Source organism: Micromonospora sp. NPDC048839, assembly GCF_040649915.1.
GTDB lineage: Bacteria > Actinomycetota > Actinomycetes > Mycobacteriales > Micromonosporaceae > Micromonospora.
In genome coordinates, this window is sequence record NZ_JBEZGL010000006.1 from 297,691 (window position 1) to 322,267 (window position 24,577).

Genomic DNA, 24,577 nt, shown 5'->3' on the forward strand with positions numbered 1-24,577 from the left:
GAGCGAGATGTTCTCAACCTGAGAGAGACGCGATGAACGAGCAGGAGTTCCTGGCCGCGTACGACCCACGGACCTACCCGTCGGTCGCGGTGACCGTCGACGTGGTGGCGCTGACCATCCGCGACGGTGCACTGCACCTGCTGCTGATCCAGCGCGGTCAGCAGCCGTTCGCCGGGCACTGGGCGCTGCCCGGCGGCTTCGTCCAACCCGACGAGGATCTGGCCGCCGGCGCCCGACGGGAGCTGGCCGAGGAGACCGGGCTCGGCGGCGACCGGCTGCGCCGCGTACACCTGGAGCAGTTGGGCAGCTATGGCGCACCCGACCGCGACCCGCGGATGCGCGTCGTCTCGATCGCGCACCTCGCGTTCGCCCCCGACCTGCCGGATCCGGCCGCCGGCACCGACGCCGACGAGGCGATCTGGCTGCCGGTCACCGCGTTGACCAGCCGACAGCTCGCCTTCGACCACGGCCGGATCATCGACGACGCGCTGGAGCGAGCCCGGTCCAAGCTGGAATACACCCCGCTCGCCACGCGCTTCCTCGACGCCGAGTTCACGATCAGCGAGCTGCGCACCGTCTACGAGACGGTGTGGGGTCACCCGCTGCACGCCGGCAACTTCCACCGCAAGGTGCTCTCCGTGCCCGGCTTCGTGGAGAGCACCGGCGCCAGCACCGAGCGCGGCGGCTCCCGCGGCGGCCCCCGCGCCCGCCTCTACCGGGCCGGCGACGCCCGGCTGCTGCACCCGGCGCTGCTGCGCCCCGCCCGCGAGGAGACGGTGCGATGAGGACGGCGGCGGCCATCGGTCTGGTCACGGCGGCCCGCACCGATACCGAGCTGTTCGGCACGGACCAGCCGGCCCGGCGTTACCGCGAGCTGGTCGCGGCCCTGCACCCCGACCGCCTGCCGGCCGACCCCGCGGTACGCGCCGAGGCCCTCGACGCGTTCGTCCACGTCACCACCCGGTGGCAGGCCCGGCAGGTCACCGTCCTCGGCGACTACCGGCTCGGCGCGCCGGCCCACTCCGGCGACCTGGCCGACCTCTACGACGTCGGCGCCGACCGCCTGCTCAAGCTCCCCCGACGGCCCACGGACAACGACCTGCTGGCCCGCGAGGCACACGCCCTGCGCACCATCGCCGAGCGCGGCGACCCGCGCTACCTGCCGTACGTGCCCCGGCTCGTCGACGAGTTTCCGCACCGCGACACCGCGTCCGGTGCCGAACGACGGATCAACGTCATCGCCACCGCACCCGGGCTGCACGACCTGGACGAGGTGCGGCGCGCGTACCCCGACGGGTTGGACGCCCGGGACGCGGCCTGGATGTGGCGGCGGCTGCTGGTGGTGCTCGGCCTGGCCCACCGGGCGGGCGTCGTGCACGGCGCGGTCCTACCGCGACACGTGCTGATCGAGCCGGACGGCCACGGCGTCGTGCTCGTCGACTGGTGTTTCTCCGCCCCCACCGGCACCACCATCCCGGCGCTCGTACCCGGCCAGGAGGACTGGTATCCGGAGGAGGTCCCCCGCAAGCGGCCCGCCGGACCAGGCACCGACATCGCGATGGCCAGCCGCTGCATGAGCTGGCTGATGGGGTCGCGTGCCCCCCGCGAACTGCACGCATTCGCGCGGGGCTGCCGGCAGCGGTCCCTGGACGCCCGGCCCGACGACGCCTGGCGGCTGCTGCGCGAACTCGACCAGGTGCTGGACCGGCTCTACGGGCCACGCACCTTCCGACCCTTCACCCTCACCCCCTAAGGAGCTGTCATGGGCAGTGGAATCTGGTCCACCGACGTGTACGACGCCGCCGACCGCTACCGCCGGTCCACCGGCCGGAGCGCGTTCTCCTACAGCGACAGCGGGGCACGCACCGTGCACACCGCACTCGACCCCCGCGACGCGATGCGCGAGAGCCGCGACTCCGACGAGCACCCCCGGTCGACCCCCGTCGCCGTGCTCTTCGACGTGACCGGCTCGATGCGCAACGTGCCACGTGTCCTGCAGACCAAGCTGCCGCAACTGCTCGGGCTGCTGCAACGGCAGGGGTACGCCAGCGATCCGCAGATCATGTTCGGCGCGATCGGCGACGCCACCTGCGACCGGGTGCCGTTGCAGGTCGGGCAGTTCGAATCGGACAACCGGATGGACGACGACCTCGGCCGGATCGTCCTCGAAGGCGGTGGCGGCGGGCAGATGAGCGAGTCGTACGAGCTGGCCATGTACTTCATGGCCCGACACACCGCCACCGACAACTGGGACAGGCGCGGCCGGCGCGGCTACCTGTTCATCATCGGCGACGAGCTGGCGTACCAGCAGGTGAAGGCTCGTGAGGTGGCCAAACTGATCGGCGACGACCTGGCCGAGGACGTGCCGCTGCGGCAGGTCGTCGACGAGGTGACCCGCCGCTGGGACACCTACTACCTGCTCCCCGCCGGCAGCCACTACGCCGGCAACGCCAAGGTGCTCGACTTCTGGCGCGACCTGCTCGGCCAGAACGCCGTGGTGCTCGACGACCTCGACGCGGTCTGCGAGACCATCGCGCTCACCATCGGCCTCGGCGAGCAGGCCATCGACCTGGACGAGGGCCTGCGCCACCTGGACCACGCCGGTTCCAGCGCCACCGGCACCGTCTCGAAGGCCCTGGCCCGCCTCGGCCGGGGACGACGGGCCGAGGTGTCGACGCTGCCCGCGTTCACCGACACCGCCGGTGGGGTGAGGAGGCTGTGAGGCACGTGGCGGTGGTCGACCTCGGCTACGGAGACGCCGGCAAGGGCACAGTGGTGGACTGGCTCTGCGCCACCCGGCCCGTGCACACGGTGGTCCGCTTCAACGGGGGCGCGCAGGCGGCGCACAACGTCGTGCTGCGCGACGGGCGGCACCACACGTTCGCGCAGTTCGGTGCCGGGACGTTCCACCCCGGTGTCCGTACCCACCTGTCGCGGCACGTCGTGGTGGACCCGCTGGCGCTGGCCGCCGAGGCCGACCACCTCGCCACGGTCGGGGTGACCGACGCGCTCGACCGACTCACCGTCGACGGCGACGCGCTGCTCGCCACCCCGTACCACCGGGCCGCCAACCAGGCCCGGGAGATCGCCCGGGGAGCCGACCGGCACGGCTCCTGCGGGCTGGGGGTGGGCGAGGCCGTCGCGTACGGTCTCGCCCACCCGGACGACGCGCCCCGGGTCGGCGACTGCCGCAGCCCAGCGCTGCTGCGCCGCCGGTTGACCGCCCTGCGGGACCGGCTGACCGCCGAGCTGGGTCCGCTGGACGCGCCGCCGGTCGAGGACTGCCTGCCCGCGTTCACCGGGTTCGCCGGGCGGGTCGCGATCGTGGACGGAAGCTGGCTGGCCGGGGCACTACGCGCCGGCACCTGCGTCTTCGAGGGGGCACAGGGGGTGCTGCTCGACGAGTGGCACGGCTTCCACCCGTACACGACGTGGAGCACCACCACCTTCGCCAACGTGGACGGCCTGCTCGCCGAGGCGGGCCGGCCCGGCGACGCGACCCGGATCGGGGTGCTGCGGATCGTCACCACCCGACACGGGGCCGGCCCGCTGGTGACCGAGGACCCGAGCCTGCCGTGCACCGACAGGCACAACGCCACGAACCCGTGGCAGGGCCGGTTCCGGTTCGGCCACTTCGACGCGGTCGCCCACCGGTACGCCCTCGCGGCGGCCGGTAGGGTCGACGGCCTGGCGCTGACCCACCTCGACCTGGCCGGCCCCGACCTGCGGATCTGCCGCCGCTACGACACCACCGACCGGCTCACCCCGGGCCCGCTCGGTGACCTGGACCGGCAGGCCGCGCTCACCGCCCGCCTGCTGCGCTCCCGCCCGCTCTACGACGACCCGCCGACGGACTGGGCGGAGGCGATAGGCACGGAGCTGGCCACCCCGGTGGTGCTGACCTCGCGCGGCCCCACCGCCGACGACAAGACCTCCCACGGCCCACTGCTCGCCCCACGAGCCCTGGTCCACGCGCCCTGACGCCAACCTCTCGCTGCCGATCTTGCACTTCGGTTGATGTTCGCGGCTCTTGTAGTGGTCGGCTCCGAACCCGAAGTTGCAAGATCGGCGCGGGAGGGGTTCGGGTCATACGCCACTTCCGGCACCGGGGCGGGTCGCACCCGGCGAGCATGGGGGCATGGACTCCGCGCTCGACCTGCTCCGGCAGCTCGTCACCTCACCATGGGTGTACCTGCTGATCTTCGGGCTCACGGCGGTCGACGCGTTCTTCCCGGCCGTACCCGGCGAGGCGGCCGTCATCACCGCCGCCGTGCTCTCCACCAGCGGCAATCCCAACCTGGCGGCGGTGATCGTCGCCGCCGCGGTGGGCGCCTGCGCCGGCGACCACGTCTCGTACGCCATCGGGCGCGGTGGAGGCGCGAACCGGCTCGCCAGGTTTCCCGACGGCAGCCGCCGACGGGCCAGCTCGGAGTGGGCGAGACGCGCGCTGAACCGGCGCGGCGGGCTGATTCTGACCACCTCCCGCTACCTGCCGGGAGGCCGGACGGCGGTCACCCTCACCATGGGCGCGGTGCGCTATCCCCGCCGGTCGTTCCTGCTCTACGACGCGATCGCGACGGTCACCTGGGCCCTGTACTGCGGGCTGCTCGGCTACTTCGGTGGGCTGGCCTTCGAGCGCCACCCCGTCAAGGGCGTCCTCGCCGGGATCGGCCTGTCGGTGCTCGTCACGCTGGGCATCGAGGGCATCCGTTGGCTGCGACACCGGTCGCGCCACTGACCGGCCCGGTGGCGGCGGGACACCCGTCACAGCAGGTCCGCGTCGTACACCAGGATGGCCAGCTGCACCCGGTTGCCGGCCTGGAGTTTCGCCAGCGCGCGGCTGACGTGTGCCTTCACGGTGGCCTCGCTCATCGTCAACCGCCTGGCGATCTCCGCGTTGCCGTGCCCGCGGGCCACCTCCCGGACGATCTCCAACTCCCGCGTCGTCAACGGCGCCAGCCGCTCCCGAGCCGCCTCCCGGCGGGCCGGGCCACGCTCGGCGAACGAGCTGATCAGGCGCCTGGTGACCGTCGGGGCGAGCATCGCGTTCCCGGCGGCCACCGTGCGGACGGCTGCCGCCAACTCCCGGGGCGGGGTGTCCTTGAGCAGGAAGCCGACCGCGCCGGCCCGCAGCGCCCGGTGCACGTACTCGTCGAGGTCGAAGGTGGTCAGCATGATCACCTTCGGTCCGGCGGCGACCACGTCGGGCGCGATGGTCAGCCCGTCGACGCCCGGCATCCGCACATCGAGCAGCACCACGTCGGGACGTAACCGCTGGGCCTGCTGCAACGCGCCAGCGCCGTCCGCCGCCTCGCCCACCACCGTGATGTCCTCGGCCGCCTCCAGGATCAGCCGCAGCCCGGCGCGGAGCAGGTGCTCGTCGTCGACCACCACCACCCGGATCACGCCGCACCCGCCAGCGGGATCAGGGCGCGGACCAGGAAGCCGCCGTCCACCGGGGTCGCCTCCAGCCGGCCGCCGAGCAACTCCACCCGCTCGCGCAGCCCGAGCAGCCCCTGACCGGCACCGGGCAGGGACTGGCCGCCCTCGGACGGACCGTTACGGACCCGCACCTCCAGCCCGTCGGGCAGGTAGCGCAGGCACACGGTCGTCTCGGCGTCGGCGGCGTGCTTGCGCACGTTCGTCAGCGCCTCCCGGACCACCCGGTACGCCGTGCGTCCCACCGTCGCCGGTAGCGCCGTCGGGACTCCCTCGTCCCGCCGGTGCACCCGCAGCCCGGCGGCACGGGACTCCCCGATCAGCTCGTCCAACGCGTCGAGCCCTCGCTCCGGCAGCACTGCCGTACCGGCCTGCCGCAGCACACCCAGCACCTCGCGCAGGTCGGTGAGCGCCTCCCGACCGGTCGTCCGGATCAGCGCGGCGGCGTCGACTGTCGCCGGGTCGGTCGCGGTCACCTCCAGCGCCCCGGCGTGCACCACCATCAGCGAGACCCGGTGCGCGACCACGTCGTGCATCTCGCGGGCGATCCGGGTCCGCTCCTCGGCGCGGACCCGGTCGGCGCGGGCCTCCTGTTCGCGTTCCAACCGCTCGGCCCGGTCCCGCAGGGCGGCGAGCGTGTCCCGGCGCGCCCGCACCCAGAGGCCGAACACCAACGGAAGCCCGACCAGACCGGCGGCGAGGAGGAACACGTTGCCGGTGGTGGCGGTGGTGATCCGGCGTACGCCGCCCACCGCCAGCCCGACGAGCACCCCACCGGCCAGCACCGTGGCCGCACCGACGAGGTAGGCGGCGAGCCGGCGGCCTCGGAGCCGCAGCCCCGCCTGGTACGAGGCGACCACCCCGGCGGCCGCGGCAGCGAGCACCAACCAGCCGGCCGTCGCGGCCAGGAACAACGGCCAGCGACGGGTCCGGACCATGCTGGCGGCCCAACCCGAGCCCACGGCGAGCGTCAGCACGACCGCGCCCGGCAGCGGCGAGCGGACTCCCAGGTCACCTGCCGCGCTGGCCCAGACGGCCGTGGCGACCAGGACGGCGAGCAGCAGCGGGGCGTACCGCTGAACGACCCGCCGGAGGGCGACGGCGCTGGGGGCCACGGGGTGAGCGTAAGGCTCCGCCGGAGGCTCGGGTCGCCCCACACCGTCGGATGCGGGTGTCCTGGGGGATGACCCCTACCCGGCCTCCGGGCCGAACCAGACCTAAGTGATGGCGTCCGGCTGACCACTGGCCGATGGCGGGAGCCGCCGCCCACACCAGCATCGGGGCATGGATCTGCTCGACCTGCTGCACGAGACGATGTCCTCGCCCTGGGTGTACCTGGCGATCTTCACGATCGCGGTGCTCGACGGCTTCTTTCCGGTGGTGCCGAGCGAGACAGCGGTGATCACCGCAGGCGTGTTCGCGGCCTCCGGCGCGCCCTACCTTCCCGCGGTGATCCTGGTGGCCGCGGCCGGGGCGCTGATCGGCGATCACATCTCGTACGCCATCGGCCGGGGTGGTGGCACGCGGCTACTCGACCGGCTCCCACCCGAGGGTCGGCGCAGGCGGGCCATCGAGTGGGCGCGTCGGGGCATCGCCACGCGGGGAGGACTCATCCTCACCGTGGCCCGCTACGTGCCGGGCGGTCGGACGGCGGTCACTCTCACCATGGGCGCGGTGCACTATCCCCGCCGACGGTTCCTGGCCTTCGACGCGCTCGCCGCCGGCTCGTGGGGGCTCTACTCCGGGCTGGTGGGATACCTCGGCGGGATGGCCTTCGAGCAGGACCCACTGCGCGGTCTCCTGCTTGGTCTGGGCCTCGCCCTGGGGGTGACGACGATCGTCGAGGTGGTTCGCTGGTTGGGCAGGCGTCGCCGATCCGCGCGATCGGCGACGGCGGACGAGTCGGATGCCGGTGAGCTGATCTCGGGCGGCCGGCCGGCGCGCTGATCTCGGGGCGGCTGGGCCGGCGCGCTGATCTCGGGGCGGCTGGGCCGGCGCGCGGGCTTCGGGGCGGGTCAGTCGGCGGCCGGGCGCCAGACGACGCCGTGCAGGAGTTGGCCGGCGCCCAGCCAGGCCACGTTCATCATCCGGGTGGCCGTCTTCTCCGAGTCCGCTTCCGGGTGGTCCGCGAGCCAGTCGGCAAGCGACTCGGTGGCGCCGACCAGGGCGTACGCGACGACCTCCAGGTCGACGGCGGCGATCTCCCGACCCTCGGCGCGCAGTGCGTGGTCGAGCATTCCGGCGACGACCTCGACCAGCCGGGCACGCATGGTCGCCAGTTCGCCGGCGAACGGCTGCTCACCCCGAGCCTGCCGGTAGAGCACCGCCCAGCCGTCGCGGTGCGCGCCCACGAAGCCGAAGAACGCCTTCAGCCCTCGCCAGAGCCGAACGTCGGCCGGCAGGTCGGGGGCAGCGGCGCCGGCGATGGCCTGCATCATCCGGGTGCCCTCCCGGTGCAGGCAGGCGACGAAGAGTTCCTCCTTCGTGCCGAGGTACGCGTACACCATGGGCTTGGAGATGCCGGCATCCTCAGCGATCTCGTCCATGCTGGCGGCGTGGAAGCCACGCCGGGAGAAGACTTTGACGGCCGCGTCAAGCATCTGCTGCTCACGAACGGCGCGTGGCAGGCGCTTGAAGGCGGGCGGTGTGGACACCTTGCGAGCATACCTACTCGTGCGTAGGGTTACGCACGAGTAGCCATATCTTCCGGAAGGCGCACCTGATGACTGACTTCGACCCGGCCACCTTCGCCAACGTCGGCCCCAAGGAGTTCGCCCAGCTGGTCAAGTCCACCCCGGACGACAAGATCGCCCAGGTGATGTCCGGTGACCTGCGCGGCAAGGTCCTCGGCGAGGTGTTCGGCCGGATGCCGTCGCTGTTCCGCGCCGACCGGGCCGGCTCCACCAACGCGGTCATCCACTGGGTCATCACCGGTCGCCCCGACGGCGGCAACGACACCTACGAGGTGGTCATCGCCGACGGCACGTGCGTGGTGAACGAGACCCCGCAGCACGACCCGAAGCTGAGCCTGACCATGGGCCCGGTCGAGTTCCTGAAGATCGTCTCCGGTGGCGCCAACCCGGTGATGATGTTCATGACCGGCAAGCTGAAGGCGAAGGGCGACCTCGGCCTCGCCGCCAACATCGCCAACCTGTTCGACATCCCCAAGGCCTGACATGGCCGAGTTCTCGCTCGACCTGAACGAGGAACAGCGGGATCTGCGCGACTGGGTGCACGGCTTCGCCGCCGAGGTCGTGCGCCCAGCCGCCGCCGAGTGGGACGAGCGCGAGGAAACCCCCTGGCCGGTGATCCAGGAGGCCGCGAAGGTCGGCCTCTACGGCTTCGAGTTCCTCGCCACCTGCTGGGCCGACCCGACCGGGCTCTCCCTGCCGATCGCCAGCGAGGAACTCTTTTGGGGTGACGCCGGCATCGGCCTCTCCATCTTCGGCACCTCGCTCGCCGTCGCCGCCATCTACGGCGCCGGCACGCCGGACCAGCTGGTCGAGTGGGTGCCGCAGTGCTTCGGCGACGTCGACTCACCCGCCGTCGCCGCGTTCTGCTCCAGCGAGCCGGAGGCCGGCTCCGACGTCGGCGCGATGCGCACCCGGGCCGTCTACGACGAGGCCACCGACGAGTGGGTGCTCAACGGCCAGAAGGCGTACGCCACGAACGGTGGGATCGCCGGCGTGCACGTGGTCACCGCCTCCGTCGACCCCGCGCTCGGCTCCCGCGGCCAGGCCGCGTTCGTCGTACCCCCGGGCACCCCCGGCCTGGCCGCCACCCGCAAGCTGCGCAAACTCGGCCTGCGCGCGTCCCACACCGCCGACGTCTTCCTCGACGGGGTACGCGTGCCCGGCCGCTGCCTGCTCGGCGGACGAGACGCCCTGCTGGCACGCCTCGACCGGGCCCGCTCCGGTCAGCGGGCCACCGGGCAGGCCGCGATGCGCACCTTCGAACTGACCCGACCCACCGTCGGCGCGCAGGCGCTCGGCGTGGCGCGGGCCGCCTACGAGTACGCCCTGGACTACGCGAAGGACCGGGTCCAGTTCGGACGGCCGATCATCGAGAACCAGGCTGTCGCGTTCGCGCTCGCCGACATGCGGATGGAGATCGACGCAGCCCGGCTGCTGGTCTGGCGTGCGTCGTGGATGGGCCGCAACAACCGCCCGTTCACGGCGGGCGAGGGATCGATGTCCAAGCTCAAGGCCGGCGAGGTGGCCGTGTCGGTCACCGAGAAGGCGGTGCAACTGCTCGGCGGTGCGGGTTTCCTGCGCGATCACCCGGTGGAGCGCTGGTACCGCGACGCCAAGATCTACACCATCTTCGAGGGCACCTCCGAGATCCAGCGACTGGTCATCTCCCGCGCGATCTCCGGGACGCAGATCCGCTGACTCGGCGGAGGCGGGCGTCGAGGCCGCGGGATTCACATACCGCAGCCGCCACCGGATTCCACGATCTGTGCCGTGTTCGTCACCCCGCGCGGACGCGAACTGGGCCTACCGCCGGACCCAGTGCATGATCAAGGGACGACGCCCTGACGGACGGGGAGATCCGCTGCCCCGTCCGCGCACCACCCCGAGGAGGTCTGCGGCATGGACCTGCCGTTCATCGTTGCCACGCTGACCCGTCGTGGACTGCTCACCCCCGGCAGCCCTGTCCGGGTCGCCGCGCAGCTCAACGCGTTGCGGACGTGGGGATGGAGCCTGGGCGGCGAGTTGCGCCAGGCAGCCGCCCGGGACCCCGGCCGGACGGCGGTCATCGACGAGAACGGCGTCGAGCTGACGTACCACGAGCTGCTCGACCGGGCCGAACGGATGGCCCGCTCGATGCGGGCGGGTCTCGGCGTCCAGGCCGGCGACCGGATCGGTGTGCTCTGCCGCAACCACCACGGGCTGATCGAGACGATCGTCGCGGCCACCCTGCTCGGCGTCGACGCCGTGCTGGTCAACACCGGGCTCTCCGCCGCCCAACTGGGCACCGTCGCCGAGGAGCAGCGGCTGCGGCTGCTGGTGCACGACGACGAGTTCGCCGAGCGGGTCCTCGGCCTCCCCGCCGAGCTGCCTCGCCTCGACGAACGGGGCCGCGAGGAACTGGTCGCCGGGGCGCTGCCGGGTGACCTGCAGCCGCCGGAGCGGGACGGCCGGATCATCGTGCTCACGTCCGGCACCACAGGTGCGCCCAAGGGCGCCCGCCGACCCACGCCGAGCGGCTTCGGCCCGCTGGTGTCCATCATCGACCGCATCCCGCTGCACGCCCGGGACCGGGTGATGATCGCGGCACCGATCTTCCACACCTGGGGGTTCGCCGCCCTCCAGGTGTCTTTCGCGTTGCGGGCCACCATCGTGCTGCACCGGCGCTTCGACCCGGTCGCCACGCTCACCGCCCTGACCGCGCACAGGTGTGACGCGCTGTTCGCCGTACCGGTGATGGTGCAGCGGCTCCTGGAGGTGCCCGCACCGGACCCCCGCCCACCGCTCAAGGTCGTCGCAGTCAGCGGTTCCGCCCTGCCCGGCGGGCTCGCCCCGAGGTTCATGGACGTCTACGGCGACGTCCTGTTCAACCTGTACGGCTCCACCGAGGTCTCCTGGGCCTCCCTCGCGGCTCCCCAGGATCTGCGCCAGGCACCCACCACGGCCGGCCGGCCACCCCACGGCACCCGGCTGGAGTTGCTCGACGACAGCGGGCAGCCGGTGCCGCCCGGCCAGGTCGGGCGGATCTTCGTCGGCAACGAGATGCTCTTCGAGGGGTACACCTCCGGTGCCAGCCGGGAGACCCACGACGGCCTGCTCGACACCGGTGACCTCGGCCGACTCAACCCCGACGGGCTGCTCTTCGTCGACGGACGAGCCGACGACATGATCGTCTCCGGTGGCGAGAACGTCTTCCCATCCGAGGTGGAGGACCTGCTCGCCCAACTACCCCAGGTCCGCGAGGCGGCCGTGATCGGCGTGCCCGACGCGGAGTACGGCCAGCGGCTGTCCGCGTTCCTCGCCCTGCACCCGGGCGAGACGCTCGACCCCGAGGCGGTACGCGAGTACGTCCGGCACTACCTGGCCCGATTCTCCGTCCCCCGGGACGTGATCCTCGTGAAATACCTGCCCCGCAACGCCACCGGCAAGGTGCTCAGCCGAGAGCTACGCCGCTACTACGGCTGACCGCCCCGGACCCGTCGGCGAGGACCGGCGAGTTCCGGGGCGGTGACGGCGCCCGTCAGTCGACCATCAGCGAGGGCCGCCAGTCCTGCCTGCCCCCGGTGAGGTCGAGGCGCTGGAACAGGCCCTTCGTGCCCTGCTCGTCGAGCAAGCCGCGATGTGCGTCGATCCGGACCACCATCCCCCGGACGTCAAGCACCTGCAGTCTCTCCAACCAGGTCGGATCAGGGGGATCGTCGAAATACGCCTGATGACCGTCGATTGTGGTGTTCGGCGGCTCGTACAACACCTTCCCGTTCAACTCGGCCCGGATCTTGTCGGTCATCACGACGTACGGGGAGAAGCCGACGTCAACCGTCTTCGACCACTGCGTACCGGGGCTCGCGGTGGGGGGTTCGGCGCTGTACATGACGTTTGCGTACCACCGCCAGCCGTCCGGGGTCAGTGGCCCCTGGACGGTGGCATTGATCAGCCGCAGGTTCTGCGGCACCCCCCTGACCTGGGCCGGCATCTCCACCCGCTCGGTCGTACTGAACCTGAGCTTCTGCGCCACGTGCAGGGCGATCTCGCGGGCGTCCTGCCCCTCCGCCCAGGTTGAGACGTCGACCTCGGCCCAGCCGTCCGGGGCGTACTGCCAGCGGAGGGAGAGCCGGTCAGTGCCGTCGACGTCGTACTGGGTGAAGGTCGCCGCCGCGCCCCGCACATCGGGCGCGGGCGCCGTGCTCACCACGGGTGCCCGTTGGTCGATGCCCATGACCTGCGGCGCCCGCGGCGTCACCCCCTTCGGATAGAGATCGACCGAAACTCCCGCCCAGTTCTGCGGATCGCCGCCACTCCCGCTCAGCGAGACACCCAGGCCAAGAGGCGACACACCCGCCGAGTAACTCAGCCTGGCCAGGCCCGCCGGCAACCAACCGAACCGCAGGTACTGAACGGTCGGGTCGATCGTCTCCAACGCGGCCGGGATCCGGGACGTGTCGGGCGACGGCACCTTCCCGGTGTACGGCTCCAGCGGAGCCAGGGCGCCGAACAGGTTCAGTGACGACGGCGGCGTCGACGGCGACGACCCGTCCGGCGACGTGACCAGGCCCGGCACCGTGACGGCGCCGACGACAACCGCGACCACCGCCAGCGCGGCGCCCGCACTGCGTACGTACCAGCGCTGCCGCCGCCCGGCGGTCATCGCCCGTTCGATGTCCACCACGGCGGACGGCGTCTCGGCCGCCTCGACCTCGGCGCGCATCAAGCGCGCCACATCCATTTCGTCAATCATCGTCAACTCCCGTGGGCCCACGCGTTGGTCGGCGTGCCACTCGCCTTGCCGGTCTGCATGGCGGTCGGCACGTCATTTCGGACGGGGGCGAGCAGTCCTCGCAGCGTCGCCAGCCCCTTGGCGGTCTGGCTCTTGACGGTGCCCGGCGCGCAGCCCAGCGCCTGCGCCGTCTCCTCCACCGTCAGGTCCTGAAAGAACCGCAGCACCAGGACGGCCCGCTGCCGCGGCGCGACCTGGCGCAGCGCCGCCACCAGATCGAGCCGCTCCGTGGCATCCGGGGCGGTCGGTGCGGGCCGCTCCGGTAGCAGGTCGGTGAGCAGCACCCGAGCCCAGCCGCGTCGCCGCTCGTCGATCAACCGCCGCATCAACATCGTCCGGACCAGTGCATTCAGGCTGTCGGCCCGCCGTGCCCGGGGCCAGTTGCGGTACAGCTCGGTGAGCACCCGCTGCACGATGTCGTCGCCCTGATGCCAGTCACCGCACATCAGGTACGCCGTTCGGCGCCACTGCGGCAGACCAGCGCGAACGCACTCGGTGTAGTCCGCGTCGGCCGCGGACCGTTCCACCGATCTCCGGCTCAGCGGCATCCTCGGACCTGTCCTCCCACCGGCCACCAACAGCACGGTGATCGTCCGCAAACCCGCATCTCCACTCCTCCCGTCGCTGTGCCTCCGACACCGCTAAGTCGTGGCTGGAGCAACGCCGGGTTGCCCCTCCGGGGCGACAACCTCACCAGACTGGCTCGTCCACCCCTTCGGTCGGCACGCTCGACCAGGTCGGCAGTGGACTGACACGGGTGGACTGTCGGCGGGCCGTGGTGGTGGCAGATCGTGCACGGGCTTCGGGGTGTCGTTCGGCGACACCGGAGCGTGCGAACACGCTGGCCGCGCGCACGCCGATCCGCTCCGCCGACGCGGAGGCACCAACCCACGGCCCGGAACCGGGGATCGAACTCTCCATCAGCCCGACCCGCATCCGCGGACGTTCGCGGTGAGAGGCACCCCACCCACCGATGCGGGGAGTCAGCTCGGGATCGTGATCCGGCCGTCGATCGCGGCGGCGGCGATGTCGGTGCGGTGCTGCGAGCCGGCCAACTCCACGCCGTCCACCAGCACGTACGCGGCGTCCCGCGCGGCGGCCAGGTCGGGGCCGGTGGCCGTACCGCAGAGGACCCGGCCGCCGGCGGAGAGCAACGCGCCGTCGCTGGCCCGGCGGGCGGTGCCCGCGTGGATGATGCCCGGTCGGTCCGCGCCGGTGATCACGTCGCCGGTGTGCGGCGCGGCCGGGTAGCCCGGCGAGGCCAGCACCACGGTGACCGCGCTGCCGTCCCGCCACCGCAGCGGCGGATGCTCGGCCAGCGTGCCGGTGGCCGCCGCGCGCAGCAGCCCGCCCAGCGGGGTCTCCAGGAGCGCGAGCACCACCTGCGTCTCCGGGTCACCGAAGCGCGCGTTGAACTCGATCACCCGAGGGCCGGCTGCGGTGATCGCGAGCCCGACGTAGAGCAGGCCGGCAAACGGGGTGCCCCGGCGGCGCATCTCGGCCAGGGTCGGGTGGACCACGTCGCGCATGACCTCGTCGACCAGGCCGGCGGGGGTCCAGGCCAGCGGTGCGTACGCGCCCATGCCGCCGGTGTTCGGCCCGGTGTCGCCGTCGCCGAGCCGCTTGAAGTCCTGCGCCGGCAGCAGCGGCAGGGCCGCCTCACCGTCGGTGACCACGAAGAGGCTGACCTCCGGGCCGTCGAGGAACTCCTCGATCACGACCCGTCCGCAGTCGGCGGCGTGCGCCAGGGCGGCGGACCGGTCGTCGGTCACCACCACACCCTTGCCGGCGGCGAGACCGTCGTCCTTCACCACGTACGGGGCACCGAACTCGTCGAGCGCCCGGGCGGTGCTCTCCGCGTCCGTGCAGACGTACGCTCGGGCGGTCGGCACGCCGGCGGCGGTCATCACGTCCTTGGCGAACGCCTTGGAACCCTCGAGCTGAGCGGCCGCACCGGAGGGACCGAACACGGCGATCCCCTTGGCACGAAGCGCGTCGGCGACCCCGGCGACCAGCGGCGCCTCCGGGCCGATCACCACCAGGTCGGCGGCTGTCTCCACGGCCAGCGCCGCGACCGCGGCCGGATCTGTCGGAGTCACGGTCCGCAGCTCAGCCACCGCGCCGATCCCCGGGTTGCCCGGCGCAGCAATCAGCGCCGAAACAGCCGGATCGCGCACCAATCCGAGCGCGAGCGCATGCTCCCGCCCGCCACCACCCACCAAAAGAACGCGCACGACCCCGCATCCTACTGCCCGCCGCTCCAACCCAGTTGATCATGAGGTTGGCGGGCGTTCTAGTGATCCACTAGCCCGTCAACCTCATGATCGACGGGAATGAGCGACTGCGATCGCCTGGCGGACCGTGTGCGGGATGTAGTCGGGGCGGAGGGTGTCCTGCCAGGTGAAGCGGAGGATGGTCCAGCCGGCATTGACCAGGCGGTTCTGGCGGCGGCGGTCGGCGAAGACGGCCTCGGGTGAGCCGTGTGCGTCTCGGCCGTCCGCTTCGGCGATCACCCTTGGGCCGTTCCAGCCCAGGTCGCCGATGCCGAGCAGATACCCGTCGTCGTCGCGCACTTCCAACTGGAGGGTGTCCGGGGGGACCCGCCCGTCGACACATCGCAGCCGAGAGCGGGTTTCCAATGGAGACTGCGCCCGACCATCAGCCTCGGCAAGGTAGACACGTGCTGCGACCGCGCCTCGCCGACCTCGGATCAACGCTGGGATGGTTGCCAGGCATTCGGTTGTGAGTAGCCCCCGGTTGAGCGCCGAGTCGAGCACCGAGACCGCCGCGTAGCGACGTTCCCGCAAGATGATCTCGGCAACGGTCAGCCGTGGCTCCGTAGCCGCGACCCCGTTCACCTGCGTCACCGCACTTGGAGCGCGTTCGAGCTGATGCAGCACGATCGCGGGATCCGACACCCGCGCCAGCTTGGCCACCCGACCCGGCAGCCCCACGTGAATCTCGTCCCGACGCGGCAGTCCGGCGATGCCGTGCAACTCAGCCGCAGTGCCGAACACGGCGTGAGCGTGCGGGCCCAGCGAGAGCAATGCGGCACGAATACGACACCGGCGAGCAGGTGGTGCACCGCACCGACCACGCGTCAGATAGACCGCTCGAGCGAGCGGCCACCACCGACCCACGGCCACCAGATGATCTATGTCGTGTCGACTGAATCCGGCTTTCTGTGCCTGCGCTCGAGTGACCAAGCCATCCTGAGCGGCCGCCATCGAGCGAACAAGGTCTGCGCGATCCACAGGAACCACGCTGGCCGCCCATCCGGCCAGCCACCACCCCTGTGGACAACCCTGTGGAAAACAGCACCCACCCGCTGCGCGTGATCATGAGGTTGACGGGATCTTTGTAGATCGAACAACCCGTCAACCTCATGATCACCGGGACCGGCTAGAGGAGGGGGTGGAGGACCACGTTTTCTTCTCGGCCTGGGCCTACGCCTACGACGCTCACCCTCGTGTTGCAGAGTTCTTCGACCCTCGCGATGTAGCGGCGGGCGTTCTCCGGGAGGTCGTCGATGGTGCGGGCCTTGGTGATGTCCTCCCACCAGCCGTCGAGTTCCTCGTAGACCGGCGTGGCGTGGTGGAAGTCCGTCTGGCTCATCGGCATGTCGTCGACCCGGACGCCGTTGATCTCGTAGCCGACGCAGAGCGGCACCTTGGGCAGGCCGGTGAGCACGTCCAGTTTGGTGATGACCAGGTCGGTCACACCGTTGAGGCGGCAGGCGTACCGGGCGACGACCGCGTCGAACCACCCGCACCGGCGCTCCCGGCCGGTGGTCGTGCCGTACTCCGCACCGATCTTGCGCAGGTGATCGCCGTTGGCGTCGAACAACTCGGTCGGGAACGGCCCCGCGCCCACCCGGGTGGTGTACGCCTTACTCACCGCGATCACCTTGTTGATCGCGGTGGGCGGGATGCCGGCACCCACGCAGGCGCCACCGGCGGTCGGGTTCGACGAGGTCACGAAGGGGTACGTGCCGTGATCCATGTCGAGCATGGTGGCCTGCGCGCCCTCCAGCAACACCGTGTCGCCACGGTCCAGGGCGTCCCAGAGCATCGCCCGGGTCTCCGCGATGTACGGCTTGAGCCGCTCGGCGTACGCCAGGTACTCCTCGACGGTCGCCTCGAGGTCGATCGCCTTGCGGTTGTAGACCTTGAACAGAATCTGGTTCTTCTCGCGCAGGGCGAGTTCCAGCTTCTTGCGCAGGATGCCCGGGTCGAGCAGGTCCTGCAGCCGGATGCCGATCCGGGCGACCTTGTCGCCGTACGCGGGGCCGATGCCCCGACCGGTCGTGCCGATGCGCGACGAGCCGAGGTAACGCTCGATCACCCGGTCCAGTGCCCGGTGGTGCGGCATGATCAGGTGCGCGTCACCGGAGATGCGCAGCCGGGACACGTCGACGCCGCGCTCGGCCAGGCCGTCGATCTCGGCGAGCAGCACCTTCGGATCGACCACCACACCGTTGCCGATGACGATCATCGCGTTCGGTGAGAGCGCGCCGGACGGCATCAGGTGCAGCGCGTATTTCTGGCCGTCCGGGGTGATCACCGTGTGCCCGGCGTTGTTGCCGCCGGAGTAGCGCACGACGTAGTCGACCCGCTCACCCAGCAGGTCGGTAACCTTGCCCTTGCCCTCGTCGCCCCACTGAGCGCCGATGAGCACGATCGCTGGCATCTCTTCCGCCTCCAGAAGGCTCGGGTGCCAGGTGGCGACCGCTCGGCGAGCCCGGGGTGTCAGGTTAACAAGTAGTGACGGCGTGGCCGGCAGGGGTCGCGTCGAGAGGCAGGAGGCTCCTTCCGTGTACGACGTGGTGCTGCTCACCCTCGGTTCGGAGCGGGACGCTCCCGGGGGCTGTGGCAGCGGTGGGGCCTGCTGCGGCGGTGCGACCGATTCCGCAACCAACCCGACGAAGCAGACCGACAGCGAGCAGTGCGCCACCGAGCGGCCCCGGGTGCCGGTGCTGGCCTGCTCGGACGCGCTGATCGCCAGAGGTGCCCGGGTGGAGATGGTCACCGCCCGCTCTGACGCGGAGATCGACGCGGTGTTGGCCCGGCTCGACGGTCCGGCCCGCCCGGACGGTCTCACCTGGCCCGACCTGGACGGCAAGAACCGGCTGGTCGTCGCCACGGCGAGCGACGGGCAGTTGCGCGCCGTGCTGCGCCGACTGGTCCGGCGGTACGCGCCGGCGCCGAGCAGGCGACCGGCGGATCTGCCCGGCAACCGGACCCTGCCCGACCTGCCGCCGGTGGCCGTACTCCCGCTTGATCCGGCCCGTGGCGGCACCCACCAGGACCTGGCCGCGCAGCTCGGGCTGCCGCGCGACCCGGCGGCGGTGGCCGAGGCGGTGGTGGACGGCACGGCGCGCCGGCTCGATCTGCTGCGCAACGACGGTGGCTCGGTGACCCTGGACGGCGCGCTGCTCGGCGCCGCCGACGACGCCGGACGGCCGATGTACTGGCGGGCCCGGGTGGAGGTGGACGACACCGTCCTCGCCGACGGCGACGAACCACTGCTGGCCTGCGTGGTCGGCAACGCCGGCGGGTACGCGACGCTCGACGACGTGGTGCTGCTGACCGCGCCGGACCCGACCGACGGCCAGATCGAGGTCGCGGTGGCCGTGCCGGTGGTTGTCCGCTCGGCGCTGGGCCGCAAACGGGTCCGGCTGGAGGTGCGGCGAGCCCGTGGGCGGGCCGTTTCGGTGCTGCCGCGGGAGGGGAAGGTCCCCTATCTCGACGATGGTGTCGAGGCTGAGCTGACCCGAAAGCGTTCCTGGTGGATCGAGCCGGGCGCCTGGGCGGTCTGGTCAATCTGATCCTGGGGTCGCGCCGGGCGGCGGCGCGGCTGCGCCGACGGCCCCGCCTGGGTGGATGGGCCTATCCTCGCAGGAGGACTGGGAGGGGCCGTAATGGACGAGAATGCCGACCGGGCGCAGGTGCACGGCCAGCAGCCGGTGCCGGAGCGAGACATCGAACCACTCTGGCCACCGGATCCGGCCGACCGCGGCACGGGTAACGCGGTGCCGCCGTGGACGCCGGGTGCCCAACAGCCGGGTGCCCAACAGCCTGGTGCCCAACAGCCGGGCGCGCCGGGGCCGGTGACGCCGCCGGTGGACGTGCCGCCGTTCAGCCGGCCGCCGGTCCCCGGGCAGCCCGGGGCCCCGGCCCAGCCACCGCCTTCACCGTCCGACTACCCGTCGCTCGCCGGTGCCGTCCCGGCGCCGGGCGGTTGGGGCGCCGTCGGCCCGAACGCCGCCACGTCCGGTTGGGCGCCGCCGCAGCCGGGTTGGCCGCCGGCTGACTCGGCGGCACCGCCTGCCCCGGGCCTGCCGCCGCAGCCGGGCACGCCGGCGACACCCGGCACGCCTGCGCCGAGCGCTCCCGGAAGCAATAGCGGCCCGGCTGCCAGCCCCGGCGGAGCTAGCACCGCCACCGGGGCGGCCAGCAACGCGCCCGGGTCGGCGCAGGTGCCGGTCGCCCCGCCGATCCCCCCGGGGGGCGTCGACCTGAACCTGCCGTTCACCCTGGATCACTCCACCGCGGCCCCAACGCCCACCGACCGCCCGAACGGCACGACCCAAACCTCGGCGGACCCGACAGCGGCCGGACCCGCAGCGGCAGGGCCGACACCCCAGGTCGACGGGGGCGGCGGCGACGGATCCGCTGGCGGGGTCGGACGGCCCACCGAGTCACCCTGGGCCTATCCGCCGCAACGCCCCGCGCCCCACGACGCCACCGCGACGCCACCGCCTCCCCCGCCGCCCGTACCGCAGCCGCCGCACCCCGGTCCCGGTCCCGGTCCCGGTCCGGCGTACCCGGGCCCGCCGGTGATCCCCGGTCAGGCAGGTCCCGGGTACATCCCGCCGCCGCCGGACCTGACGCAGTTCGGCAACCCGCCCCAGCAGGGCGGGCCGGTGGCCCCACCGCCCGGGCCGTATCCGCCGTCTCCGGGTTGGTACCCACCGCCGTGGCAACAGGGCGCGCCAGGCGTCCAGCCCGGGCAGCCCTATCCGGAGGCCGGCGGCGTGACCCGGATGCCCGGCACCGGGTACCCCGATGCGGCCGCGTACCCGGACGCGAGCTGGGCGTCGGAGGACACCGCGGTACCGACCGCCGAGGACTTCAGCCGACGCCGACAGGTCCGGCCCGCCGACCCGATGGCGACAATGGGTGTCCGCGCGGTGGTCAACAAGATGGGGCTGCTCCGGCTCTCTCCCGGCCGGCACGAGCAGGAACTGAAGCGGGACATCGAGATGGTGCGCCGCAACTTCGGCGGGCTGCGGCAGGTGACCGTGGTCAACCCGAAGGGCGGCGCCGGTAAGACGGTGGCCATCCTGCTGCTCGCCATGACGTTCGGTCAGAAGCGCGGTGGCTACGTGCTGGCCTGGGACAACAACGAGACCCAGGGCACCCTGGGGATGCGGGCCCAGCAGGACTTCCACTCTCGCACCGTGCGGGACATGCTGCGGGATCTCGGGCAGTTTCAGGGCGCGCACGGGCGGGTCGGTGACCTGTCGCAGTACGTCCGCTCGCAGGGCGAGGGCATGTTCGACGTGTTGGCCTCGGACGAGTCGGCCACCGGCGGCGAGATGCTGACCGCGGCCGCGTTCGCCGAGATCCGCGAGGTGGTCAGCCGGTTCTACAAGTTGATCTTCGTGGACACCGGCAACAACGTGCGGGCGCAGAACTGGCAGGCGTCGATGGACGCCACCGACCAGTTGGTGGTCACCATGTCGGCCCGTAACGACTCGGCGGAGACGGCCGCGCGGATGCTCGACCACCTGGAGCAGAGCGGCCGGCAGCGGCTGGTCCGCCAGGCCGTGACCGTGGTGTCGATGCCACCGTCCCGCAAGGAGATCGACCTGCCGGCCATCCAGGAGCACTTCGCGGCCCGCACCCGGGCGGTGCTGCTGGCCCCGTACGAGCGGCTCATCGACACGGGTGAGCCGATCCGGTACGGCGGGCTCTCCGCGGCCACCCGGGACGCCTGGCTGAAGATCGCCGCCTCGGTCGCCGAAGGGTTGTGAACCGCCGACGGCCGGCCCGATGTCGGGCCGGCCGTCGGATCGGGGTCAGGTGCTCGCGAGCGCGTCCGCCGCCTCCGGGTCGCAGTCACGCAGGAACTGGGCACAGCGGGCCGCCTCGTCGGCCTCGCCGATCTCGTCCGCGGCTCGGGACAGCACGTAGAGGCAGCGGAGGAAGCCCCGGTTGGGCTCGTGTGACCACGGCACCGGGCCGTGCCCCTTCCACCCGCTGCGGCGCAGCTGGTCGAGGCCACGGTGGTAGCCGGTGCGCGCGTACGCGTACGCCGTCACCACCTGGTCCTGTGCGAACGACCGGGCGGCGAGCTCCGCCCAGGCCGCGCTGTAGGTGGGGAAGCCGGCCGCCACGGTGGCGAGCGCCTCCTCGGTGCCGGCCTCCTCGGCGGCAGCCAGGGCGGCGTCGGCCTCGTCGTTCGCGGGCAGGCGGGTGGCCGGTGGCTCTGGCAAAAGGTTCTGCATCGCCCCATTCAACCCGCTGGACAGGGCGACACGCGAGCGGGTCGGCCGACGCGTTCGGCTGAACGGCTGAGGAGTTGGTCACGCCTGCGGCCTATGCCGCTGCCATGTGTTTTCCACTACAACTAATGGTCCGGAGCCTCCCCAGGAACCGGTAACGCAGGAGCCCGGTGGCCTCGGTCACCGGGCTCCTGCCCGTTGCACCCCAGGCCCGAGGTTTGCCCGCACCCGGCGGACGGGCAGGATGGCCGGGTGCCGACCCCACCTCCCGCGGACGTCATCGAGCCGCACCTGCACGCCGACGAGATCCAGACCCGCGACGAGTTCGATCGGCAGTTGGCCACCGGCCGACTGACCGGGCTGACCGTGCAGGGCCTGCGCCTCGACCTGGCGCCGGTGCCCGATCTCACCGGCATCGAGGTCGCCGGCACGCTCTTCGTGGGCTGCCGGTTCGCCTCCCGGGACGTCGGGGCCGACCTGGTCCGGCGCGGCGCGAACGTGGTGCCGCCGTTCTCGGGGCTGCCGTACCCGAGCCAGCCGTCGCACCTCTACACCCCGGAGGAGTTGGCCGCCGGCTTCGCCGAGGGCGGGTTCACCGGGATGTACGACACCCGGGTGTACGACCACTACCGGGCGCACGGCGGCGCGCTGCCGGACGTCAAGGAGGCGCTGGGTCAGCGGCTGCACGACCACGGCGTGGACAATGCGCTGACCGACGCCACCCGGGCCTGGCTGACCCGACACGGGCCGCAGTCGGTGGTGGGCATCATGGGTGGGCACGCGGTGCGACGTGGCAGTCCGCCGTACCGGATGGCTGCCGTGCTGGGTTGGGAGCTGGCGCGGGCCGACCGGCTGGTGGTGACCGGTGGCGGTCCGGGGGTGATGGAGGCGGCGAATCTCGGCGCCTACCTGGCGGACCGGCCGGCGACCGAGTTGACCGAGGCGATCGACCTGCTGGCCGGCGCGCCCGACTTCACCGACCACCACCGGTACACGGCCACGGCCTTGGCGGTGCGGCAGCGCTTCGCGGGCGTGCCCCGGCAACGTGGTGACGACCTCGCCTGGGCGCGGGCCGGTGGCCTGGCCATCCCGACCTGGCTGTACGGGCACGAGCCGGCGAACCTGTTCGCCGGGCGGATCGCCAAGTACTTCTCCAACGCGATCCGGGAGGACACCATCCTGCGACTCGCCCGGGGTGGGATCGTCTTCGCGCCGGGCCGTGCCGGCACGGTGCAGGAGGTGTTCCAGGCGGCCACGAAGACCTACTACGGCACCGACGGCGCCAGCGGCGCGTACGTCTTCCTGGACCGCGGCTACTGGACCACCGAGCTGCCGGTGGAGGCGTTGTTACGTCCGCTGCTGGCCGCGTCGCCGTTCGGTGACCTGTCGTCGACGATCCACCTCACCGACGACGTACGCGAGGCCGTCCGCCTGCTCACCGCCTGAACGACGACGGCCGGCTCCCCGCGAGGGAAGCCGGCCGTTTGTGGTGCGTCGTTACTTGGTCATCGTGGTGCCGGTCGAGCGCAGGTCCTCGCACGCCTGGACGACACGGGCGGCCAGGCCGGCCTCGGCGGCCTTGCCCCACGCGCGCGGGTCGTACTGCTTCTTGTTGCCGACCTCGCCGTCGATCTTCAGCACGCCGTCGTAGTTGCGGAGCATGTGGTCCGCGACGGGGCGGGTGAAGGCGTACTGGGTGTCGGTGTCGATGTTCATCTTCACCACGCCGTAGTCGAGAGCCTCACGGATCTCGCTCAGCAGGGAGCCCGAGCCGCCGTGGAAGACCAGGCTGAGCGGCTTGTCCTTGCCGTACTTCGCGCCGACAGCCTCCTGGATCTGGTTGAGGATCTCCGGACGCAGCTTGACGTTGCCCGGCTTGTACACACCGTGCACGTTGCCGAAGGTCAGCGCCGCCATGTAGCGGCCCTTCTCGCCGAGGCCGAGCGCCTCGACCATGGCCAGGCCGTCATCGGTGGTCGTGTAGAGCTTGTCGTTGATGGCGTTCTCGACGCCGTCCTCCTCGCCACCGACGACGCCGACCTCGATCTCAAGGACGATCTTGCCCTTGGCGGCCTCGTCGAGGAGCTGGGCGGCGATCTGGAGGTTCTCCGCGACCGGCACGGCTGAGCCGTCCCACATGTGCGACTGGTACAGCGGCTCCTCGCCGCGCTTCACCCGTTCCTGCGAGATGGCCATCAGCGGACGGACGAACCCGTCCAGCTTGTCCTTCGGGCAGTGGTCGGTGTGCAGGGCGATGTTGACCGAGTACTTCTTGGCCACCTCGTGCGCGTACGCGGCGAACGCCACGGCGCCGGTGACCATGTCCTTGATCGAGGGGCCGGACAGGTACTCGGCACCACCGGTGGAGACCTGGATGATGCCGTCGCTCTCCGCGTCGGCGAAGCCCTTGAGCGCCGCGTTCAGCGTCTGCGAGGAGGTCACGTTGATCGCGGGGTACGCGTACCGGCCAGCCTTGGCGCGGTCCAGCATCTCCGCGTAGGCCTCGGGGGAAGCGATGGGCATGTGATGCGCTCCTTACTTACCACTCTCGGCCGTGCTGGCCGCTGTTGTTCACTTGTGCGCCGGACCGCGCTGTCCTCCGCCCGGCAGTATCCCGTAGGTGGGCTGTGCCGGAACAACCGACCCGGGTGCTAGCCGTTCATCGGCGGTCCAGGTTGTCCGGCACAATGACGCTGATCAGCCAGGTGACCACTGTCATCACGATGGCTCCCCAGAACGCCGCCCAGAAACCGTCCACCTCGAACGGCAGGTCGAGCCCGCGGGCGATCCGGTCGGTGAGCAGGAACAGCAGGGCGTTGACCACCAACGCGAACAGGCCCAGGGTCAACAGGTAGAACACGCAGCCGAGCACCCGGATGATCGGTTTGAGCACCGCGTTGACCACACCGAAGATCAGCGCCACCACGATCAGGGTGAGCACGGTGTTGCCACCCGAGCGGCCGTGCACGTCGACCCCGGGCACGATCAGCGTGGTTATCCACAGAGCGACCGCGGTGATCGCCAGTCGGATGAGAAAGCCCACCGCACCATCCTGGCACCGGGTCGCGTCGCCGAGGGCGGATTCCGCCTACTCCGCTTCCGGGCGCGGTGCCGGCCCACCCCGTACGGTGGGTGGGAACCGTGCCCCGAGACCCCCCGGGAGGG

At 71.9% G+C, this 24,577-nt stretch carries 23 protein-coding genes; 12 read left to right on the forward strand and 11 right to left on the reverse strand.

Features of this window, described 5'->3' with window-relative positions; all coding sequences use genetic code 11:
- Positions 1-32: 32 nt before the first annotated feature.
- The 5 genes from AB0C25_RS14595 (at position 33) to AB0C25_RS14615 (ending at position 4,738) form a co-directional block, all read left to right on the forward strand.
- A complete protein-coding gene (locus tag AB0C25_RS14595; RefSeq protein WP_357373201.1) occupies positions 33-785 on the forward strand; it encodes an NUDIX domain-containing protein in 753 nt (250 codons plus the stop codon).
- The gene (locus AB0C25_RS14600; RefSeq protein WP_357373203.1) at positions 782-1,753 is read left to right on the forward strand and encodes a serine/threonine protein kinase; all 972 of its coding nucleotides are present in this window, start codon (positions 782-784) and stop codon (positions 1,751-1,753) included. Before AB0C25_RS14595 ends, AB0C25_RS14600 begins: the two co-directional genes overlap by 4 nt.
- Positions 1,754-1,762: 9 nt before the next feature.
- Positions 1,763-2,722 (forward strand): hypothetical protein, encoded by a 960-nt coding sequence (locus AB0C25_RS14605; RefSeq protein WP_357373205.1) that lies wholly within the window; start codon positions 1,763-1,765, stop codon positions 2,720-2,722.
- Complete coding sequence (locus tag AB0C25_RS14610) at positions 2,719-3,981, forward strand: adenylosuccinate synthetase (RefSeq protein ID WP_357373207.1); 1,263 nt, start codon at positions 2,719-2,721, stop codon at positions 3,979-3,981. The genes AB0C25_RS14605 and AB0C25_RS14610 overlap by 4 nt, the downstream gene beginning before the upstream one ends.
- A 157-nt stretch (positions 3,982-4,138) precedes the next feature.
- Positions 4,139-4,738, forward strand: coding sequence for a DedA family protein (locus AB0C25_RS14615; protein ID WP_357373209.1), 600 nt, complete (start codon positions 4,139-4,141; stop codon positions 4,736-4,738).
- Between the two features lie 26 nt (positions 4,739-4,764).
- On the opposite strand, the gene AB0C25_RS14620 is transcribed toward AB0C25_RS14615, so the two are convergent.
- Complete coding sequence (locus AB0C25_RS14620) at positions 4,765-5,406, reverse strand: response regulator transcription factor (protein WP_357373211.1); 642 nt, start codon at positions 5,404-5,406, stop codon at positions 4,765-4,767.
- A complete protein-coding gene (locus AB0C25_RS14625) occupies positions 5,403-6,554 on the reverse strand; it encodes a histidine kinase (protein WP_357373213.1) in 1,152 nt (383 codons plus the stop codon). The genes AB0C25_RS14620 and AB0C25_RS14625 overlap by 4 nt, the downstream gene beginning before the upstream one ends.
- Positions 6,555-6,723: 169 nt before the next feature.
- On the opposite strand from AB0C25_RS14625, the gene AB0C25_RS14630 reads away from it, so the two are divergent.
- Entirely contained in the window at positions 6,724-7,386 is a 663-nt protein-coding gene (locus tag AB0C25_RS14630) for a DedA family protein (protein WP_357373215.1), read from the forward strand.
- A 68-nt stretch (positions 7,387-7,454) separates the two neighbouring features.
- Here the strand turns inward: AB0C25_RS14630 and AB0C25_RS14635 are convergent, their stop codons facing one another.
- Positions 7,455-8,093 (reverse strand): TetR/AcrR family transcriptional regulator, encoded by a 639-nt coding sequence (locus tag AB0C25_RS14635; RefSeq protein WP_357243486.1) that lies wholly within the window; start codon positions 8,091-8,093, stop codon positions 7,455-7,457.
- Positions 8,094-8,161: 68 nt separating this feature from the next.
- Between AB0C25_RS14635 and AB0C25_RS14640 the strand changes: the two genes are divergently transcribed.
- The 3 genes from AB0C25_RS14640 to AB0C25_RS14650 all read left to right on the forward strand — a co-directional run bounded on the left by AB0C25_RS14640 (position 8,162) and on the right by AB0C25_RS14650 (position 11,594).
- The gene (locus AB0C25_RS14640; RefSeq protein ID WP_357243483.1) at positions 8,162-8,614 is read left to right on the forward strand and encodes an SCP2 sterol-binding domain-containing protein; all 453 of its coding nucleotides are present in this window, start codon (positions 8,162-8,164) and stop codon (positions 8,612-8,614) included.
- A gap of 1 nt (position 8,615) precedes the next feature.
- On the forward strand, positions 8,616-9,830 hold the full coding sequence (locus AB0C25_RS14645) for an acyl-CoA dehydrogenase family protein (RefSeq protein WP_357373217.1): 1,215 nt from the start codon (positions 8,616-8,618) through the stop codon (positions 9,828-9,830).
- Positions 9,831-10,031: 201 nt separating this feature from the next.
- Positions 10,032-11,594 (forward strand): AMP-binding protein, encoded by a 1,563-nt coding sequence (locus AB0C25_RS14650; protein ID WP_357373219.1) that lies wholly within the window; start codon positions 10,032-10,034, stop codon positions 11,592-11,594.
- 55 nt (positions 11,595-11,649) lie between these two features.
- On the opposite strand, the gene AB0C25_RS14655 is transcribed toward AB0C25_RS14650, so the two are convergent.
- From AB0C25_RS14655 to AB0C25_RS14675, 5 genes are all read right to left on the reverse strand, one after another.
- Positions 11,650-12,852 carry a hypothetical protein gene (locus AB0C25_RS14655; protein ID WP_357373220.1) on the reverse strand — a complete coding sequence of 401 codons (1,203 nt, stop codon included), beginning with the start codon at positions 12,850-12,852 and terminating at the stop codon, positions 11,650-11,652.
- Positions 12,853-12,866: 14 nt separating this feature from the next.
- A complete protein-coding gene (locus AB0C25_RS14660; RefSeq protein WP_357373222.1) occupies positions 12,867-13,430 on the reverse strand; it encodes a SigE family RNA polymerase sigma factor in 564 nt (187 codons plus the stop codon).
- A gap of 456 nt (positions 13,431-13,886) precedes the next feature.
- Positions 13,887-15,137, reverse strand: a complete 1,251-nt coding sequence (gene purD, locus AB0C25_RS14665) for a phosphoribosylamine--glycine ligase (protein WP_357373224.1) — start codon at positions 15,135-15,137, stop codon at positions 13,887-13,889.
- Positions 15,138-15,221: 84 nt separating this feature from the next.
- Positions 15,222-16,157, reverse strand: coding sequence for a hypothetical protein (locus AB0C25_RS14670; RefSeq protein WP_357373226.1), 936 nt, complete (start codon positions 16,155-16,157; stop codon positions 15,222-15,224).
- Between the two features lie 148 nt (positions 16,158-16,305).
- Positions 16,306-17,592, reverse strand: a complete 1,287-nt coding sequence (locus tag AB0C25_RS14675) for an adenylosuccinate synthase (RefSeq protein ID WP_357373228.1) — start codon at positions 17,590-17,592, stop codon at positions 16,306-16,308.
- A gap of 124 nt (positions 17,593-17,716) precedes the next feature.
- Between AB0C25_RS14675 and AB0C25_RS14680 the strand changes: the two genes are divergently transcribed.
- Together AB0C25_RS14680 and AB0C25_RS14685 are read left to right on the forward strand one after the other, a co-directional pair.
- Positions 17,717-18,730 (forward strand): diacylglycerol kinase family protein, encoded by a 1,014-nt coding sequence (locus AB0C25_RS14680; protein ID WP_357373231.1) that lies wholly within the window; start codon positions 17,717-17,719, stop codon positions 18,728-18,730.
- Positions 18,731-18,823: 93 nt separating this feature from the next.
- Positions 18,824-20,941: a chromosome partitioning protein gene (locus tag AB0C25_RS14685; RefSeq protein WP_357373233.1), complete on the forward strand. Its 2,118-nt coding sequence runs from the start codon at positions 18,824-18,826 to the stop codon at positions 20,939-20,941.
- 45 nt (positions 20,942-20,986) lie between these two features.
- Here AB0C25_RS14685 and AB0C25_RS14690 read toward each other — a convergent pair whose 3' ends face one another.
- Positions 20,987-21,415 (reverse strand): DUF3151 domain-containing protein, encoded by a 429-nt coding sequence (locus AB0C25_RS14690; RefSeq protein WP_357243455.1) that lies wholly within the window; start codon positions 21,413-21,415, stop codon positions 20,987-20,989.
- Positions 21,416-21,664: 249 nt separating this feature from the next.
- On the opposite strand from AB0C25_RS14690, the gene AB0C25_RS14695 reads away from it, so the two are divergent.
- Positions 21,665-22,858, forward strand: coding sequence for a hypothetical protein (locus AB0C25_RS14695; RefSeq protein ID WP_357373235.1), 1,194 nt, complete (start codon positions 21,665-21,667; stop codon positions 22,856-22,858).
- 51 nt (positions 22,859-22,909) lie between these two features.
- Here the strand turns inward: AB0C25_RS14695 and fbaA are convergent, their stop codons facing one another.
- Both fbaA and AB0C25_RS14705 read right to left on the reverse strand, forming a co-directional pair.
- The gene (fbaA, locus tag AB0C25_RS14700) at positions 22,910-23,935 is read right to left on the reverse strand and encodes a class II fructose-bisphosphate aldolase (RefSeq protein ID WP_357243449.1); all 1,026 of its coding nucleotides are present in this window, start codon (positions 23,933-23,935) and stop codon (positions 22,910-22,912) included.
- A gap of 136 nt (positions 23,936-24,071) precedes the next feature.
- The gene (locus tag AB0C25_RS14705; protein ID WP_357243446.1) at positions 24,072-24,455 is read right to left on the reverse strand and encodes a phage holin family protein; all 384 of its coding nucleotides are present in this window, start codon (positions 24,453-24,455) and stop codon (positions 24,072-24,074) included.
- Positions 24,456-24,577: the final 122 nt, after the last annotated feature.